The following is a 15,648-nucleotide window of genomic DNA, read 5'->3' as shown; positions in this document are numbered from 1 at the left end:
CCGCTACCCGTTGCGGCCGGCCGCCCGCCGGCGCGCCGACGCCAAGGTGCTTTCCATCAGCATGGCGATCGTCATGGGCCCTACGCCCCCCGGCACCGGCGTGATGGCCGCTGCATGGACGGCCGCCGCGTCCGTATCGACGTCACCGCAAAGCTTGCCGTCTTCGTCGCGGTTCATGCCCACGTCGATGACCACCGCACCGGGCTTGATCCAACTGCCCTCGACGAACCGGGCCCGACCGATCGCCGCCACCAGAACGTCCGCCGACCTCACCAGCTCGGCCAAGTCGCGCGTCTTCGAGTGGCAAAGGGTCACCGTGGCGTTGGCAGCCGTGAGCAACATGGCCGCGGGCTTGCCCACGATGTTCGAGCGCCCGAGAACCACGGCCCGGGCCCCCTCGAGCGGAACCTGCGCGTCCTCGAGAAGCCGCATCACCCCGGCGGGGGTGCAGGGCACGAAGCGGGGCTCTCCCATGAGCATGCGCCCCAGGTTATCGGGGTGGAAGCCATCCACGTCCTTGCGGGGGTCAATCGTCAAGAGCACCTTGCGGCTGTCGATGTGGGCTGGCAGGGGCAGCTGCACGAGGATGCCATCGACCGCGGCGTCAGCATTGAGCGCCTGGACCAGCGCGAGAAGCTCGGGTTCGGAGGTCGTCGCAGGCAAATGGTGGTCGAACGCGCGAAAGCCGATTTCGGCGCAGGCCTTGGTCTTGTTGCGAACGTAGACATGGCTCGCGGGATCGTCGCCCACCAACACCACAGCGAGACCCGGCTGGGTGCCCGCGCGGGACAGAGCCTCGGTTTCGTCTTTGAGAGCGGTGCGGATGCGCGCCGCGAGTCCCTTGCCATCGATGAGGCGTGCCGACATGGGGTGCGGTTAGCACGCAGGGCCCCGATCGCACAAGGCGATTTTTCGAGCGTTTCTCGAGCAACCTTCTGGCTTGCCCCCCGATAAGCGCGGCATGGACCCGAAGCACATCACCCCGGCGCTCGCGCCTTTGCTGGTGATCGCCCTCGCGCCGGCAGGACGGCCAGCGGGGGCCGCAGACATCATCGCCCACAGCGCCGCAGACGTGGTCGCTCCGGACACGGTCTTCGCCCTCGTTGCCACGGCGGAACACGTGTTCGCCGCGACGGACCAAGGCCTGCTGTGGGTCGACACTGCGGGCCTGACCCACCGGCAGGCCTTCGCCGACGACCCCGACATCCCCCTGACAGCCCCTGGCGCTTCGCAGCGGCGCCAGGCGGACGAGGCCCTGCTCGACCGCTACGGCATCCCCGAAGGCCAAAGGGACACCACCGCCTCCGAGGCCTGGCTCGATGAGATGCGCTCCGTGCGCGACCGTCCGCTCGAGACACCGCAGGCCGACCGGCCGCCCCCCGAGGCCCCCTCCCCGGTCAGAGTGGCCGCGGGGGTACACCTGGCGTTTGCGAGTCGTGGCGCCCGGGTGTACGCGTTGCCCGTCCCCGGCCAGGCCACGTTCATCGCACGGCTGCCCACGGCGGTGACGGCGCTCGCAGCCCGAGCCGACGGGCGGTTCTTGGCGGCCGCGGCGGCGAACCGCATCTTCGGCATCGAGACGGAGGGAGGTAACGCCTCGGTGTGCGTCACCCTGCCGCAGGCGCCCGACGAACTCGCGGTTTTGCCTCCCGGCGCGGCCTCGGCCGCTTCACCGCGAAGCTGCCCGCAGGGCACGTTCCTGTGGCGGGTGGGACAGACCGCGGCTTGGCAAGGCCCACGGGGGCCGGTGCCCTTGCCCTGGCAGGTCCGGAGCCTCGTGGGCTGTGGGGCCTTCGCGCTCGTGGACACCCACGAGGGTCTGTTTCTGCTCTCCTCGAGGGTCGAGGCCGCACCGGAGTCCGACGACCTCCTTCGGTTTGCCCAGGTGGGGCGGGGGGCCCCCTACGAGCGCCTGTGGTGCGGGGCCGCCACGCCGGATGCGCTCGTCAGCTTCGACGAACGGGGCGCTGGCGCCGCGGTCTCCGCCAACGGAGGCACCTCCTGGGTGCCCGTACCCGTGGCAAGGGGCACCCCAGTGCTGGCCGCCGCCCAAGGGCCGGAAGGCGTTTGGCTGGGCAGCTCCCTGGGGCTGTGGCGGCTCGGCGGCGACGACTCACGCGCGGCGCGGGTCGCCACAGAGACCGTGTCGGCGCAACCCTTGGTCTCACCGCCGGCCTGGCAACGCTGGCTGCCCACGGTTTGGGTGGCCGCCGAAGCGCGGCACGGGCAGCTCCTCGGAGGAACGGAACGTCAGGACTTGGCAGCCACTCTGGGCGCCGAGTTTCCACTCAGCCCGCGGACGGTGCCCCCGCGCCCGTGGGTTCGCCGAAGCCGACTCGCGCTCGACGCCAGGGCGGACGCCTGGACCGGAGGCCCTCGTGGTGGTGCCAACGGCAGGGGCGGAATGCGGGAAACCCTACGTCCCCCTGCATGCCTCGCCGAACTCCGGCGGGCCGCCATCGCCCTGGCCATGGTCGAACCCGAGCGGCTCCAGTCCCTCATGCGGCGGGCACGCCGAGCGGCCTGGCTGCCCGAGCTGCGGCTGCGGGCCGAGAAGCGGCTTGGGCGCAACCAGTCGCTCGACCTCGAGCCTGACACCATCTTGGCACCGCTCGGGCTCGACACAGTCGACGATTTGCGCGTGGAGGTGCGCGCCACCTGGGACCTCGCACGAGCGGTCTACAGCCCCGACGAGCTGGCGGCCACCATGGCCGCTACACGGGTCGCCGACGCCCGCCGGGAGCTCGAAGCGCTGGTGAACCGTCTATTTTTCGAGCGGCGCCGCCACGCGGCCGCGGCCCGCGAGGCTGCCGCGCTCGCAGGGGCAGGAGCGTCGTCCGCCGAAAGCTCCGAAGACGGCGCCCGCGCGCTCGAGATCGGTGCGGAACTCGACGCGCTCACCGGCGGCCACGCCGGGGCTTGCCGGTAGGGGGCAGCAGGTCCCCTGTGTGCACCCGGCCGGTTTGGCGGCGCCGACGTTCTTCGCTTACCATGACGGAAGGGCGCAGCCAGCTCCCGGCCCATGAAGAAAATCGACTCGACGAACCCTGGTAAACGAGACGGGCGTCCCTGCGGCCGACAGGAGAAGGTCAAGTTCAGCGACGCGTTCGCCGAGAGAGGCCAGGGCAGATGAGCTTGGGCAACCCGAGGGACACGGTGGGCGGCAAAGGTGAGGCCCGTAAACATCCGCGCTTCAGCGTCGACGTTGAGGCCACGGTCAAGCGAGGCGGGACCAAAGACTTCAAGGCCCGCACCCGCGACCTGTCCCTTACGGGCATCTGCTTGATCTCGGCGGCGCCGATGAACGTCGGCGGCGTCGAGACGGTCAGTTTGGTCCTTGCTTTCGGGCACGGGGCCTACTCCGAGCCGCTCGTTCTGCCCGCCCGCGTGGTCTGGTGCACCCGGATCGGCGCTTCGTATCAGGTAGGAGCGATGTTCGAGGACGTGACAGACGAACAAGACAGCTACCTCGATATGTTCCTGCAGTTTCTCGACGGCACCCTGAGTCCCCGAGGCGCCGAGTCGGCTGATTTCGACGACGAAACGCCGGCGCCCGAACCCAACGACCTCGACGATCCGTTTCGGCGGTGAGGCCGCCGCCGACCGCTGGTGGTCGTAAGGCTCAACCAGCGCGCAAGATCGCCTCGGCGATCCGGACACCATCGAGCGCAGCGCTCACGATGCCTCCGGCGTAGCCGGCGCCTTCGCCCCCAGGGTAAAGCCCCGCGATGCCAGGCGACTGCAGCGTGAGGGGATCGCGAGGAAGACGAACGGGCGCACTCGTCCGTGACTCGACCCCGACGAGAATGCCGTCGCCGTGACCGAGCGCAGGCAAGCGTGAAACGAGATGCTGCAAGCCCCCACGCAAAGCGTCCGCCACCGCGGCTGGAAGTACCCGCGAAAGAGGATAAGGCGTAAGCCCCGGACGGTAACTGCTCGGGGGCACATCACGACTTTGTCGCCCGGCAACGAAATCGGTCACACGCTGGGCAGGCGCCTTCAGCGAACCTCCACCGGCCGCGAAGGCCGCCTCCTCGACGGCACGCTGGAAGTTCACACCCGCGAGAGGTCCTGCTCCGGCAGGACCGAAATCTTCAGGCGCAACGGTCACCACGAATCCCGAGTTCGCGAAGGGAGAATCACGGCGCGAGAGGCTCATGCCGTTGACCACCACGCCGCCCTCCTCCGTTGCCGCCGGCACGATCCATCCACCAGGGCACATGCAGAAGCTGTAGACCCCGCGGCCGCTGGCCTCGGCTTTCAGTTCGTAAAATGCCGCGGGCAGCGCCGGGTGTTCGGCCGCTGGCCCGTATTGCATTTGGTTGATGAGGGGCTGGGGATGCTCCATCCGCACACCCAAGGCAAATGCCTTTCGTTCGATGGGCACCCCCGTGGCCGCAGCCCATTCGTACACGGGGCGGGCGGAGTGGCCCACGGCGAGAACCACGGCATCGGCCGGCTCCTCATCGCCACCGGCCAGCCTCACCGCGACGATGCGTCCGTCGGTTGAGCGCAGCCCCGCAAACGTGGTCTCGAACCGGTATCGCCCTCCATGCGCCTCGATGTGGTTGCGAAGGGCCGTCAGCACCTTCGGCAATCGATTCGATCCCACGTGAGGACGCGCTTCGATCTCGATCTCGTCGGGAGCACCGAAACGACGAAGGTCGGCGAGAATCCGCGAGACGCCCTCACGGTCCTTGGAACGCGTGTAGAGCTTGCCATCCGAATATGTTCCCGCACCACCCTCACCGAAACAGTAGTTGGATTCAGGATTGAGGGTTCCGCGCTGAAGATTTGCGAGGTCTTTGCGACGAGGTTGTACGGGCTTGCCACGTTCGATGATGACGGGCGCGAACCCAGCTTCGATGAGCCGCAGCGCCGCCCACGTTCCCGTGGGGCCTGCGCCCACGATCACCACACGCTTGGGCGCTTTTCCGCTGGGCCAAGCAACAGGTTCACGCTGCGGCTCCACCCGGGGGGCAAGCACCTCGCCAGCGCGAGCGACGTCCACGCGCACACGGAACCCCGCGGGACGCCCCTTTCGTGCGTCCAAAGCGCGGCGCACCACCCTCACCTCCCCCACCGCCGACGGTGCCCACCCGAGCGCACGCGCGGCCAACACAGAAAGCGGTTCGTCGGCTGCGGAGAGCGGAACGAAGAGCTCGAGAGACGTCATGCGCGGGCTGACCTCGCAATCGTGAACTCGGAGTGCACGACGACGCGCGCACCGAGGGCTTGGAGTCGAAGCCTCGTATGTTCCATGGCCTTCGAGATGAGCGGTGCCCACGAGCGAAACAGAGCGGTCCGCAGGGCCTGGTTCGCCAGGTGCGCGGCCTCATCGGACCCCGCGAGGGGGTTTTCGGGAAGGTTGTCGTAGTAGGGCCGCCACTCCGTCGTGGGCGCCATCTGCAGGCGCAGGCCCTGCGCGTCCGCAAAATGCGCCTGCAAACGCAAGGACGCGTACTCTCGATCCACATCCCGATCGCTCGTGTTGTCGAGCCCCCAGTCGACCAGGGCAAGTCCCGGCTCTCCTTCCACCAGCGCATGACAGAGCTCGTGCAGGACCAACTGAGCGACGCAATCGTCGACGTCGAGTGATTGTCGCGTTCCCACTCCGATGCCACCTCGGCCGTCACTGGTCGCGTAAGCGGCCTGGGTTCGCGTGACTGTAAATCCCAGTTGGCCCGCAGCGTGCATCCAGAGCGCATCGATTGCGCCGTCGTCGAGCGGGCTCGGGCGCAACGGATCGCGAGTCGAAGGGAAATTCATGGGAGACGGGGACTATCGCAGAATTTCGCATACTTGCGAGAATTTGGCGGTTTCGGGGTGGTGGCATGTCGAGACGTGTCGGCTGATTTCGGTTGACTCGGGCCTGGCAAACCAATAAATCCACGACTCTCGACCGTATCCCTTACCGGCCCCAGTGATAACATGAGGCGGCCGTTTTGCTTTGACGCCCCGAAGACTCGCGCATCGAGTTTCGAGCCACTCAGAGTTCACAACCGGGATAAAAAATTTGCTTCCGTCGAATTCAAGGAAAATGGTGAGCGCCCTGCTGGCTGTCGCAGGCGCCTGTTACGGCCTTCCCGCTGCGCACGCAGGCTCTGCCGTGCGGCAGACGTCGGCCCATAAAGCCCCCGGAGCCAAGCCGTGTGGCCCCATCGACGAAGGCGTCGTGGGAGCCGAGGCGCCCGCCAAGGCGGTGGGACATGCCGCTTCGTCGGGCCCCATGAATAGGGGCTCGGCCCCTGCGAAGGTCGTCGGCGACCCACAGCAGGTCGATACGTCGTGCTTGGCGCAAACGATTTGCCAGCTGAAGGAGAAGATGCGCTGGCACCGGCCGGGCTGGGACGAGCCTTTCTGCAATGAAATCGCTGAAGGTTTCTTGCGGACAGCGGATGAGTTTGGCCTTAACCCTGCGTTGCTGCTGGCCGTGGCCATCAATGAGAGCAATCTCGACGAAAAGGCCGTCGCCACGTCCGTCCGGGGCGAGACGGTGTACGCCCGGGACGGGGGGCTCATGGGCATTCGCTGCCTGATGGACCCCAAGGGCATGTGCACGAACGGAAACGTGCGGGGCCTTCCTTGGACCAGCATCATGAACCCCCTCGACAACATCGAGATGGGCGCCAAGGAGCTCGCACACTACCGCAACGGTGCAGGCATCGAACGGGTCGAGGAACGCAGACGCGGCCGTGATGGCAAGGTGACCGTGGTGGTCAGAAATACGCGCTGTCGTCACAAGACTCACGCGTACTGGGCCCACTACAACCACGGCCCCGTTTACCTCTCGCAGGGTTACGCGCGCCACTACCCTCACCGGGTGGCGGTGCTCTACTACGCCCTCGTCAAAGCGATGGGGATGGGCATGCCCCGCGAGCTGTCACACGGACGGATCACGATCCACGACCGCGGCTCCCGCGAACGAACCGCCGACCGGCCCGTTGAAACCCGCTACAAGGAACTGGTGGAGATCATCGATGCCTCCGCCGGCCCTTCGTGTAGAAACCTGGCCAGCCTCGTTCACTGACCGCGCTGGTCCGCTGAGCGCAGAAGCTCAGTGTTCGCAAACCAGTCCCTGCTTGAGAAGCCAGGAGACCATCAGCTGCGCGGCCAATGTGCCGCGAACGCTCCGTTCGAAGCGCGAGGCGTGTAGGCGCTCCCGCAGCTCCGCCCGGGTGCACGTCCCCCCACGGAGGAGCCCCAGCGCGTGGCTGACGTCGGCTTCCGTGAAGAGCGAGCGCAGCTCCGGGTGTACGTGAAACTTCATGGCGTTCGGGTCCCCGAAAAGGCGCAGCGGCCGATCTTCGGCGGCGTGTTCCGGCGGCGCAAAGTGCCCTGCGAATACGTGCCCGAAGTCGAGGGCAAAGGGTTCGGCCTGCACCCGCTGCGGCGCCCTCTGACGAAGGCGTCTCCATACCTCCTCGTAACGTGGTACGACCCGCTCCCATCCATACGTTACCCTGGCACGACTTCGTGCCCTTTCGCCCATCGCCCGACGGACCTCTCCGTCTCCACAGAGCGTGGCCAGAGCCGCCTGTAGGGCCAACGGATCGACACTCACCGATTGCCCCAGCAGAAGGTGGAGGGGCCGCTCGAAGAGCGTCATCCCAAATTGGCGAAGCAGGCCAAGATCCGCTTCCGGACGCGTCCTGACCCGGAGCCCCACGTCTTTGTCGGTAACGGTGTCCCGGTAGCCGTCCAGGTCCGAAACCACGACCGGCAAGCCCATGGCCATGGCCTCAATGACCGAAAGCCCAAAGGTCTCCTGGACGTTGTCGCTGGCCGAAACGAACACGTCGGCAGCCGACAGCCATCCCCCCTTTTCTTCGGGCGGGAAGTCGATGACCAGATGCACGCGATCGGCGACGCCCATGGCTGCGGCCCACAAGGCAACCATGTCGGACGTGGAGGTGCCCTGCCGTGCACCCGCGAGCACCAAGTGAAGGTCGCGAGAAGGTTCGCTGTGCACGAGCCACGAGAAGCTGCGCACGACCGGGAAGAGATCCATCTTGTCGTATTCGGAAAACCGTCCCATCGACAGCACGACGCACGCCTGTGACGAGAGCCCAAGGCGCGCCCGGAGAGCGTCACGCGGAAACGTCTGCGCACCGCGATCGAGACTGTCGAGATCCACGCCTAGCGGAATCAGTGGCTTTTCGCAGTTCAGGAGGACGGCCTCCGATCCGCAGCGTTCCGCCACATATTTCCAGCTCGCCTCGAACGCGGCCAGTCCCGCTGCACTCGAGCAGAACACCGCGTCTCCTGGACCTGGAGGGGCAAGAACGCCGCGCAAGTAGCTTTCGAGCATACGCGGGTACGAGAGGCTATGGATTTGTCCCGTGACGGGGACGTGTACCGACGCGAAGCGGTCGCGCAGCGCCACCAAATCGAAGAACCACCCCCAGTGACTCTCGTGGTGCAGCACCGAGATTTCACCAGCAGCGAGGCGGTCGGGAAGCGTCAACCGGTGGGCCACCTCGACACGAGCCGCATCGTCGGAGTTCAAAGAGTTCACGAATTGTTGAACGCCTGGTCGCTGCGCTTCTTCACCCACGAAGAGCAGGAAACGTGCGACGTCCGCGTGCCGGATCAGCGCCCGCAAGAACGCATCGTTCGCCACGCGCCGACCGACGAGGAGCCCATCGGCACCTCGCCCGCCGGCCTCGATGCCTGGTTCGATGAAAGTGCCCAGAGTGTGCATGCTTGTGCTATGGAACCCCCAAGCTTTCGACCCCGTCAACTTTCGGAGTTGCGGCGCGCGGCTCTTTGCCGCGGTACACTGGAGGTAGAACGTCGCAGCGTCGAAGGGAGGCACGGGGGCGAGCGGCTGCGGCCGGAGGATTTCATGACGTCGAGTGCCTCAGAATTCAGTGGGACTCCGACCGGCCTTTCCGACTTGGTCGCCCTCGACCGAGACCATCCGGGCTTTCGGGATGCCGGCTACCGGGCGCGACGCAACCAGATCGCCAGCGTGGCCCTTTCGCATACGGCTGGCGAACCAGCACCTCGCATCGACTACACGGCCGACGAAAAGCTCGTGTGGGCAACGGTGTGGCGGCGGCTGCGCCCCGTTCACCAGCGTTTTGCGTGCCAGGGGTACTTGCAAGGTCTCGAGCGGCTCCATCTGTCCGCTGAGGAGCTGCCCCAGCTGGCAGAGGTCAGCGCGCGTCTCGAGTCCTTGACGGGGTTTCGCATGCAGCCCGTCGCCGGGCTGGTCACGTCACAGCGCTTCTTGTCGCAGCTCGCCAGTTCAGTTTTCCTATCCACCCAGTACATCCGCCATGGAAGTCGCCCGCTCTACACGCCAGAGCCCGACCTCATCCACGAGGTGCTGGGGCACGCCGCGTCCCTGTGCAATCCCGAACTGGCTGCCTTGAACCGTCTCTTCGGCCGGGTGGCCAACCTCGCCCCCTCCTCACGCATCGACGAACTCGAGCGCCTTTACTGGTACACGTCCGAGTTTGGTGTGTTGCTCGAGTCAGGAAAGCCCAAGGCCTATGGCGCGGGGCTTCTATCTTCCTTCGGGGAGCTCGGCCGCTTCGCTAGCGATGCGTTCATGCGTCCCTTCGATCCGGACGTGGCGACCGCCCTGCCCTACGACCCCACCGACTACCAAAAGACGCTCTTCTTCGTGCCGGACTTGCCGTTCTTGATGGTGAGGCTCGAGCGCTACTTCGCAGACCGTTTCGGTACACCCTAGTCTCTTTCTGGCCCTGCTAGACTTCCAGGCATGAACGCCCCCTCCCCGCGCCACCTCGTCGTACCGGACGAGATGGCTCTGTTCATAGTCGACTTCCAGGAGCGGCTGGCGGCCGCGATGCCCGAGCCGGAGCGCGAGGCCTGCGAGCGCAACGTGCTGCTGCTCATCGAGCTTGCCCATCGACAGGGCTGGCCCATCCTCGTGAGCGAACAATACCCAAAGGGCCTCGGGACCACCGTGTCGCCAGTGGCGTCGGCTTTGGCGGCGAAGCCTGAACTCGTCTCCAAACTCGAGAAGCTTCACTTCGCTGCCACGGACGCCCCGGAGTTCGAGCAGGTCTTCGCCGGAATCAAAAGAGCCCGGTGGGTGGTCACGGGCATGGAGACGCACGTATGCGTGTATCAGACGGTTCGCGGGCTCTTGGCGCGTGGGCGCCACGTGCACGTGCCCGAGGACGCCGTACTCTCGCGCCGCCTTGGCCACCGTGCGCGGGGTCTCGGCATGATTCAGGAGCTAGGAGGCGTGGTGACGATCACCGAGACCGTGATCTTCGACGCCCTCAAGGTGGCCGGCACGGACGACTTCAAGTCCCTGTCGAAGCGCCTCCGCTGAAGGTCAAGCCACGGCGGCCTGACGCACCACCCAGCCCGGATTCGTCGCCAGCTCTGCAAGCGTGCTGCTGAGCGCGAGGGTCGCGCCGTGAACGGCCTCGTAAGCCCGGACAAAGTCCTCGACGCCGTCGTGTCCGGCCGCCTGCCGGCAGATGACGACGGCCGAGAGCAGGGCCTCTCGATCGCAAGGATTGAGCCGCAGGGCGGTCTCCGTATGGCGCCAGGCCTCCCACAGATCGCCTTTGGCCAGCGCCAACCTCGCCAAGCCCAGCAACGGGCGGGTGCTTGCCAACTGTCTGTCGCGGGTGGTCTCGTCGAGGGCCAGGCACTTGCAGAACTCGGCAGCGGCCCGAATCGGCTCGCCCGCCTCTTCCCAGAGTTCGCCCGTACGTAGGTGATACGAGGCGCTCGGCGAGATCCGATCTCCGAAGGGCAGAAGGAATGCCAAGGCGCCCTCCGGATTGTAGCGGAACAGACCCTCACTCAGGAGGACGAGCAGTTCCCCGGCGAAAGGGAAACCCGCCAGGGCATAAACGCCTTGTTTGTCGAGGAGAACCCGAAAGGCGTTCGCCGTGCCCGTCAGCAGCTCCGGATCCTTCCAGAATTGCGCCACCTCGAGCAGCTTGTACCAACTGTACAGATCAAACGGATCGGTCTTCAGACACCGCTCGAGCAGCGCCACGTCTCGCTGCTTTTTATTCTTGGCAAGCGCCCGCTCGGGTTTGTAGCCGAGGTGTTCCACCATGCCTCCGAGCGTCGCCACGCGCTGGCCCGAGCGCCTCAAGCAAGGCTCGAGAGAGCTCCAAACCTCCTCGTGTACCGGGAATCGGAATTGGGCCTCGCCGAAACGCCGAAATAGCCTGAGCAAACTCGAGACGTGTACGTTTCCGTGGGGAAGCTCGTTGCGCATCACCACCGTGGCCGCCCCAACAGCGGCATTCCCTGCGATCGCCCGGATTTCGCTCTTGAGAGCGTCCGAGATGAACTCGTCCGCGTCGAGGAAGAGAATCCAGTCTCCCCGCGCCTCTCTCAACCCGAAGTTCCGGGCCGCCGCGAAGCTGTGATCCCATTCTCGGTGTAGGACCCGCGCGCCGGCTGCCTTCGCGATGGCGACGGTCTCGTCTCGCGATCCCGTGTCGACGATCACCAATTCATCCCATACCCCTCGGGCCCGCTCGAGGAAGCGAGGCAAGAGCTCCGCTTCGTCGCGGACGATCATGCACAACGAGATACGCGTACCCGCCGGATTGAACGGCGCGAACCAGTCGACGGACCGCTGCGTTTGGGACACGATGGTCAGCCTTGATTGTAGGAGTGGAGCGCGCGCGCCGATGAGCTCGCACGCTGTGCGTCAGTGTGTAGTTGTGTCTGCCAGCGCGCCGTCAAGGTCACGCAGCGCTCGAAGAGAGTCTTGGCATCGGTCAGGGCACTGGGCGACAACCGGATGCCTGCCGACTGACAACGCTCACAGGCGTCGGCGAGCGCCTGCCCGGCTTCACCTGCCTCCTGCCATCGTCCCTCCGACAGATGCGACTCGAGCTGAGACAGCGCCGTACGAAAGGCCAACAAGGGCGCAAGTTCGGCCGATCCCATCACGCTCAGCGTGCCCCCGCCGCCAACTGCCCTTCGGCCTGCAGTTTGGCCACGGCACCCTGAAAGCCCTCGACGAGAGGACCAAACACCCGCTCTGCCTCACGTGCGGACTGAGCATTGAGGCCCACCGTCGCGCTCACCAAACGACCGTTGATGAAGCCATAGAGGTCTTTGAGCGTCGCACACAGCTCAGGCGCGCGTGAGTGATCCAGCGTCCTCGAAAGCTCCATCACGATATCCGACGCCTTCGTGAGCGGGGTGACCGCCTCATCGTAGCGGCTGTTCTCGAGCGCCTGGGCGCCGTTCCGGATGTGGCGCAGGCCCGCCTCGAAAAGCAGCACCATCAAGCGCTCCTTCGAGGCGGTGGCGTTTTGCGTTTGTGCGTACTTGTTGATTGGATTCATGGATCACTATCCCCCTTGCGAAGACAGATACGAACCGGTGACCTTTAGCCCCGCCACGATCTTCTCCATCGCCGTAAATTGGGTAACGAGCGCCTCGCGGAAGGCGTCGATCCGCAACTGCATGCTGTCTAGCTGTGTGTCTAGCCCTCGCACCTGCGCGTCAATACCCTTCTTCCGCGCAGTAAGCACACCATCGAGAGGGTCGGTGAAGCGATCGACCAAGCCGTCGACGAGGTCCGACACACCAGACGTGGCGGTAGAAAAGATCTCGTTGATCGCCGTGGCGTCGCTCGAGAGCGCCCGTTCGAGCGTGGTGTTGTCGATGGTGAGTGTTCCGTCGGCTTGGCTCGTCTTGAGCCCCAAGTCCGCCAGCGTACGAACACCCCCCAGGCCGCCCACCACGGAGGTGAGGAGCCCCTGCATCCCCTGCTGCAACGAGCGCAGCGACCCGTCCCCCGCCAGCGTCCGTGACCGATCCGTGCCCGCAGAGGGTTTGAGGTTGCTCGACACAGCCGACATGACGCTGTTGTAGGCATCCACAAAGGCCTTCAGGTTCGCGGCGGTCTTCGTCGTGTCGTTTTCGAGCACGAGCTTCTCACTGGCCCCCCCTTCCTCGATCAGGTTCAGCGTGGTCCCAGGAACCGCATCCGTGACCGTGTTGCTGGTACGGGTAAACGGTAGGTCGTTGATGACGAACGTGGCGTTCTCCGGTTGCGTGACGGTGAACGACAGGTTGGTTCCTGAGCCTCCAGTCTGGTTCGCCGTCAGGGTCAGGGCGGCCGCCGCACTCGAACCCACCGTGTAGCCAGAGTCTTTGCGAACGACGCTAAGGAAGTCGTTCGTGCCATCGTTCAGTACGACCGCCGAGACGGGCGCGCCCGAATCCTTGATGGCCGCGGCCACGGTGGCCAGATCATCCCCCTCGTTGATGGTGATGTCATAGTTCGTACCTTCGATACCGACCGTGAGGGTTCCAGACCGGATCTCCGCTTCGGGCGCCACAGAGCCTGACAATGCCCGGGCGTTCGTGGCCAGATTGGTGACCTGAACCTCGTACTGCCCCGCGGCCGCCGACGTGCCCGGGGTGACGGAGAACGCCGTATTCGTGGTCGTCGACTTGACCCCGAGACCACCGTCCGCCGCCAGCTTGGCGGCCGCCGACTTGACGGCATCGAGTTTCGAGGTGAGATCCCCGATCGCAGAAACCTGCCGCCGAAACGCGTCCTGCCGGCTCCTCAGGCGATCGAGGGGAATCGACTCGAGCTTCGTGAGCTGATCGACGAGGAAGTTTGTATCCAACCCCGACACGATGCCACCAGCCCTGAACGTTGCCTCTGCCATGTTCGTCTCCTCGTGCCAGGGGCGCTCCCGTCACACAAAAGGCCGCTTTTCTGGGATTCGACCAGAGACAGCGGCCCTTTGACCCGAAAACTTGAGTCCTGCCGCGGCGTAGACCGGAGACCCCGGGGCGCCGCGGCCAAACACGCGGGAGGCTAGCCGAGAAGCCGGAGCGAGATCTGCGGAATCTGGTTGGCCTGTGAGAGGGTCGACACACCCGCCTGGAGGAGAATCTGCGCCCGGGTCAGCTTCGAGGTCTCCTCGGCCACGTCGACGTCGCGGATACGGCTGTTCGCGGCGGAAATGTTCGTCGATTGGATTTGAATCGAGTTGAGGGCCGATGTGAACCGGTTGCCCGCGGCGCCCAGCGTGGCGCGGTTGCTGTTGATCGAGTTGATGGCCGAGTCGATCGTGCCGAGCGCGTTCTGTGCACCGGTCTGCGAGGACAACGACAGAGAGTTGATGCCGAGTGACGTCGCCGTGGCGTTCACGGTGGACACCGCGATACGGTCGTTTGCATCGACGTTGCGGATACCCACCTGGAAAGTCAGCGTGGTGGCGCCGTTCAGAAGGGCCTGACCGTTGAACTCCGTCGAGTTGGCGATACGATCGATTTCGGAGATGAGCTGCCCAACTTCGTTCTGGATGTAGGAGCGCTCGGTGTTGCCCACGCCTGCCGAAGACGCCTGGGATGCCAGCTCACGCAGACGAGAGAGGATGTTGGTGGATTCGTTCAACGAACCTTCTGCGGTCTGAATCAGCGACACGCCGTCTTGGGCGTTGCGTGAGGCCTGGTTGTAGGAGCGGATCTGCGCTTGCAAGTTGCTGCTGATCGCGAGGCCGGCGGCGTCGTCACCCGCCTTGGTGATGCGGTAACCGGACGACAACTTCGACAGCGAGCTATCGAGGGACAGCTGAGTATTGAACAACTGACGCTGGGCTTCGAGCGAGCTGACGTTTGTTTGAATTGACATGCCCATGGTGACTGACTCCTTGCTTCGGGTTTTCCGCTTTTTGAAACTTGCTGACGTCCCGGCCCGGGCGTCTCAGCGGACAACCCGTCCGCCTTCACTTGGTGTTTCGTCACGGCCGCGAGCGGCGATAAGGTGCTTTTTTAGAGCTTGTCCAACAAAGTGAAACGGAAGCTTTGCGCGGTCGCGCTGATGGCGGCTTCGAGCGCGGTGTTGGCCAGGGCAAGCCGTGTGGCGGACTCGGCCAAGTTGGTCTCCGAGATCTCCACCAGCTGGATCTTCATATGGTCGCGCCCAAACATGGAGACTTGCTCGGCTGTTTGCAGGATGTTCAGGCTTGCCCCCGCGTCCATACGGGCGGCCGACACCTGCGTCAGGCTGCTGTCGAAGCCCTCGAGGGCGCCCTGGATCCCAGCGATGTCGTTGCTCCGCAACGCGGCTGCAAAATCGCTCAGCACGCGTGGGATATCCACGCCACCTCCCGCACCTTTCACGGCAACGTCCACACGCAACGACACGGGCTCGAAGACGCCTGGTGCAATTTCCACTTGCCGCACGCCCGCGTCGCCCAGGTAACCTCCGTTGGCGTCGAAGGGCGGCACGCCATCTTGAAAGCCTCCGAAGATGTAGCGCCCCGCCACCTCGGTGTTCATGAGCCCCACCAGGGTCTGCAAGAGCCCGTCGACCTCTTGAGCCGAGGCTGCCCGGTCGTCCGGACCAAACTGCGAGCTGGACATCTGCATGGCCATCTCTCGTCCCCGCTGGACCACGTTGGAGAGCTCACCCATCACCCCTTCGGCGATGTTTAGTTCGTCTGAAGCGCGACCCACGGTGTCCTTGATGGCCTCGAAGCGGTCGTGCGTGAGGCGGGCGCGCGTGAGCAGCGCTGAGCCTGCGGGATCGTCCGACGGGTGCCGAATGCGCTTGCCAGAGCTCACCTCCGCCACGGCCTGTTCGAGTTTGGTTCGGGCGAGGCCCGTATTCACCCGGCCGGTCTCGAACATCATCTTCTCGGTGACACGCATGGT

Annotated in this window: 15 protein-coding genes; 5 read left to right on the top strand and 10 right to left on the bottom strand. The window is 65.4% G+C overall.

The genetic code is table 11. The annotated features are described in order from the left end of the window. Positions 1 to 3 precede the first annotated feature (3 nt). On the bottom strand, positions 4 to 867 hold the full coding sequence (gene folD / locus KA712_22215) for a bifunctional methylenetetrahydrofolate dehydrogenase/methenyltetrahydrofolate cyclohydrolase FolD (GenBank protein MCG5055681.1): 864 nt from the start codon (positions 865 to 867) through the stop codon (positions 4 to 6). A 94-nt stretch (positions 868 to 961) separates the two neighbouring features. On the opposite strand from folD, the gene KA712_22210 reads away from it, so the two are divergent. Beyond that, complete coding sequence (locus KA712_22210; protein ID MCG5055680.1) at positions 962 to 2,929, top strand: hypothetical protein; 1,968 nt, start codon at positions 962 to 964, stop codon at positions 2,927 to 2,929. Between the two features lie 200 nt (positions 2,930 to 3,129). Continuing rightward, positions 3,130 to 3,591 carry a PilZ domain-containing protein gene (locus tag KA712_22205; protein MCG5055679.1) on the top strand — a complete coding sequence of 154 codons (462 nt, stop codon included), beginning with the start codon at positions 3,130 to 3,132 and terminating at the stop codon, positions 3,589 to 3,591. 31 nt (positions 3,592 to 3,622) lie between these two features. Here the strand turns inward: KA712_22205 and KA712_22200 are convergent, their stop codons facing one another. Further along, a complete protein-coding gene (locus KA712_22200; GenBank protein MCG5055678.1) occupies positions 3,623 to 5,176 on the bottom strand; it encodes an FAD-dependent monooxygenase in 1,554 nt (517 codons plus the stop codon). After that, complete coding sequence (locus KA712_22195; GenBank protein MCG5055677.1) at positions 5,173 to 5,769, bottom strand: hypothetical protein; 597 nt, start codon at positions 5,767 to 5,769, stop codon at positions 5,173 to 5,175. Before KA712_22195 ends, KA712_22200 begins: the two co-directional genes overlap by 4 nt. 271 nt (positions 5,770 to 6,040) lie before the next feature. On the opposite strand from KA712_22195, the gene KA712_22190 reads away from it, so the two are divergent. Further along, a complete protein-coding gene (locus KA712_22190) occupies positions 6,041 to 7,030 on the top strand; it encodes a transglycosylase SLT domain-containing protein (protein ID MCG5055676.1) in 990 nt (329 codons plus the stop codon). Between the two features lie 27 nt (positions 7,031 to 7,057). On the opposite strand, the gene KA712_22185 is transcribed toward KA712_22190, so the two are convergent. Then, positions 7,058 to 8,704 (bottom strand): glycosyltransferase family 4 protein, encoded by a 1,647-nt coding sequence (locus tag KA712_22185; protein ID MCG5055675.1) that lies wholly within the window; start codon positions 8,702 to 8,704, stop codon positions 7,058 to 7,060. A gap of 144 nt (positions 8,705 to 8,848) precedes the next feature. Here KA712_22185 and KA712_22180 point away from each other — a divergent pair, with 144 nt between their 5' ends. Both KA712_22180 and KA712_22175 read left to right on the top strand, forming a co-directional pair. After that, positions 8,849 to 9,703 (top strand): hypothetical protein, encoded by an 855-nt coding sequence (locus KA712_22180; protein MCG5055674.1) that lies wholly within the window; start codon positions 8,849 to 8,851, stop codon positions 9,701 to 9,703. Between the two features lie 72 nt (positions 9,704 to 9,775). Continuing rightward, positions 9,776 to 10,315, top strand: coding sequence for an isochorismatase family protein (locus KA712_22175; GenBank protein MCG5055673.1), 540 nt, complete (start codon positions 9,776 to 9,778; stop codon positions 10,313 to 10,315). Positions 10,316 to 10,318: 3 nt separating this feature from the next. Here KA712_22175 and KA712_22170 read toward each other — a convergent pair whose 3' ends face one another. The 6 genes from KA712_22170 to flgL form a co-directional block, all read right to left on the bottom strand. Continuing rightward, the gene (locus tag KA712_22170; protein MCG5055672.1) at positions 10,319 to 11,605 is read right to left on the bottom strand and encodes a glycosyltransferase family 2 protein; all 1,287 of its coding nucleotides are present in this window, start codon (positions 11,603 to 11,605) and stop codon (positions 10,319 to 10,321) included. Between the two features lie 5 nt (positions 11,606 to 11,610). Further along, positions 11,611 to 11,907 (bottom strand): hypothetical protein, encoded by a 297-nt coding sequence (locus KA712_22165; protein ID MCG5055671.1) that lies wholly within the window; start codon positions 11,905 to 11,907, stop codon positions 11,611 to 11,613. Between the two features lie 5 nt (positions 11,908 to 11,912). Continuing rightward, on the bottom strand, positions 11,913 to 12,311 hold the full coding sequence (gene fliS / locus KA712_22160; GenBank protein MCG5055670.1) for a flagellar export chaperone FliS: 399 nt from the start codon (positions 12,309 to 12,311) through the stop codon (positions 11,913 to 11,915). 6 nt (positions 12,312 to 12,317) lie between these two features. Then, the gene (fliD, locus tag KA712_22155; GenBank protein MCG5055669.1) at positions 12,318 to 13,652 is read right to left on the bottom strand and encodes a flagellar filament capping protein FliD; all 1,335 of its coding nucleotides are present in this window, start codon (positions 13,650 to 13,652) and stop codon (positions 12,318 to 12,320) included. 152 nt (positions 13,653 to 13,804) lie between these two features. Next, positions 13,805 to 14,629 carry a flagellin FliC gene (locus KA712_22150; protein MCG5055668.1) on the bottom strand — a complete coding sequence of 275 codons (825 nt, stop codon included), beginning with the start codon at positions 14,627 to 14,629 and terminating at the stop codon, positions 13,805 to 13,807. Positions 14,630 to 14,763: 134 nt separating this feature from the next. Then, positions 14,764 to 15,645, bottom strand: coding sequence for a flagellar hook-associated protein FlgL (flgL, locus tag KA712_22145; GenBank protein ID MCG5055667.1), 882 nt, complete (start codon positions 15,643 to 15,645; stop codon positions 14,764 to 14,766). Positions 15,646 to 15,648 lie beyond the last annotated feature (3 nt).

The organism is Myxococcales bacterium (assembly GCA_022184915.1).
Lineage (GTDB): Bacteria > Myxococcota_A > Polyangia > Fen-1088 > Fen-1088 > JAGTJU01.
The sequence above is the reverse complement of the archived record's forward strand: the minus strand, read 5'-3'. Positions and strand labels throughout refer to the sequence as shown.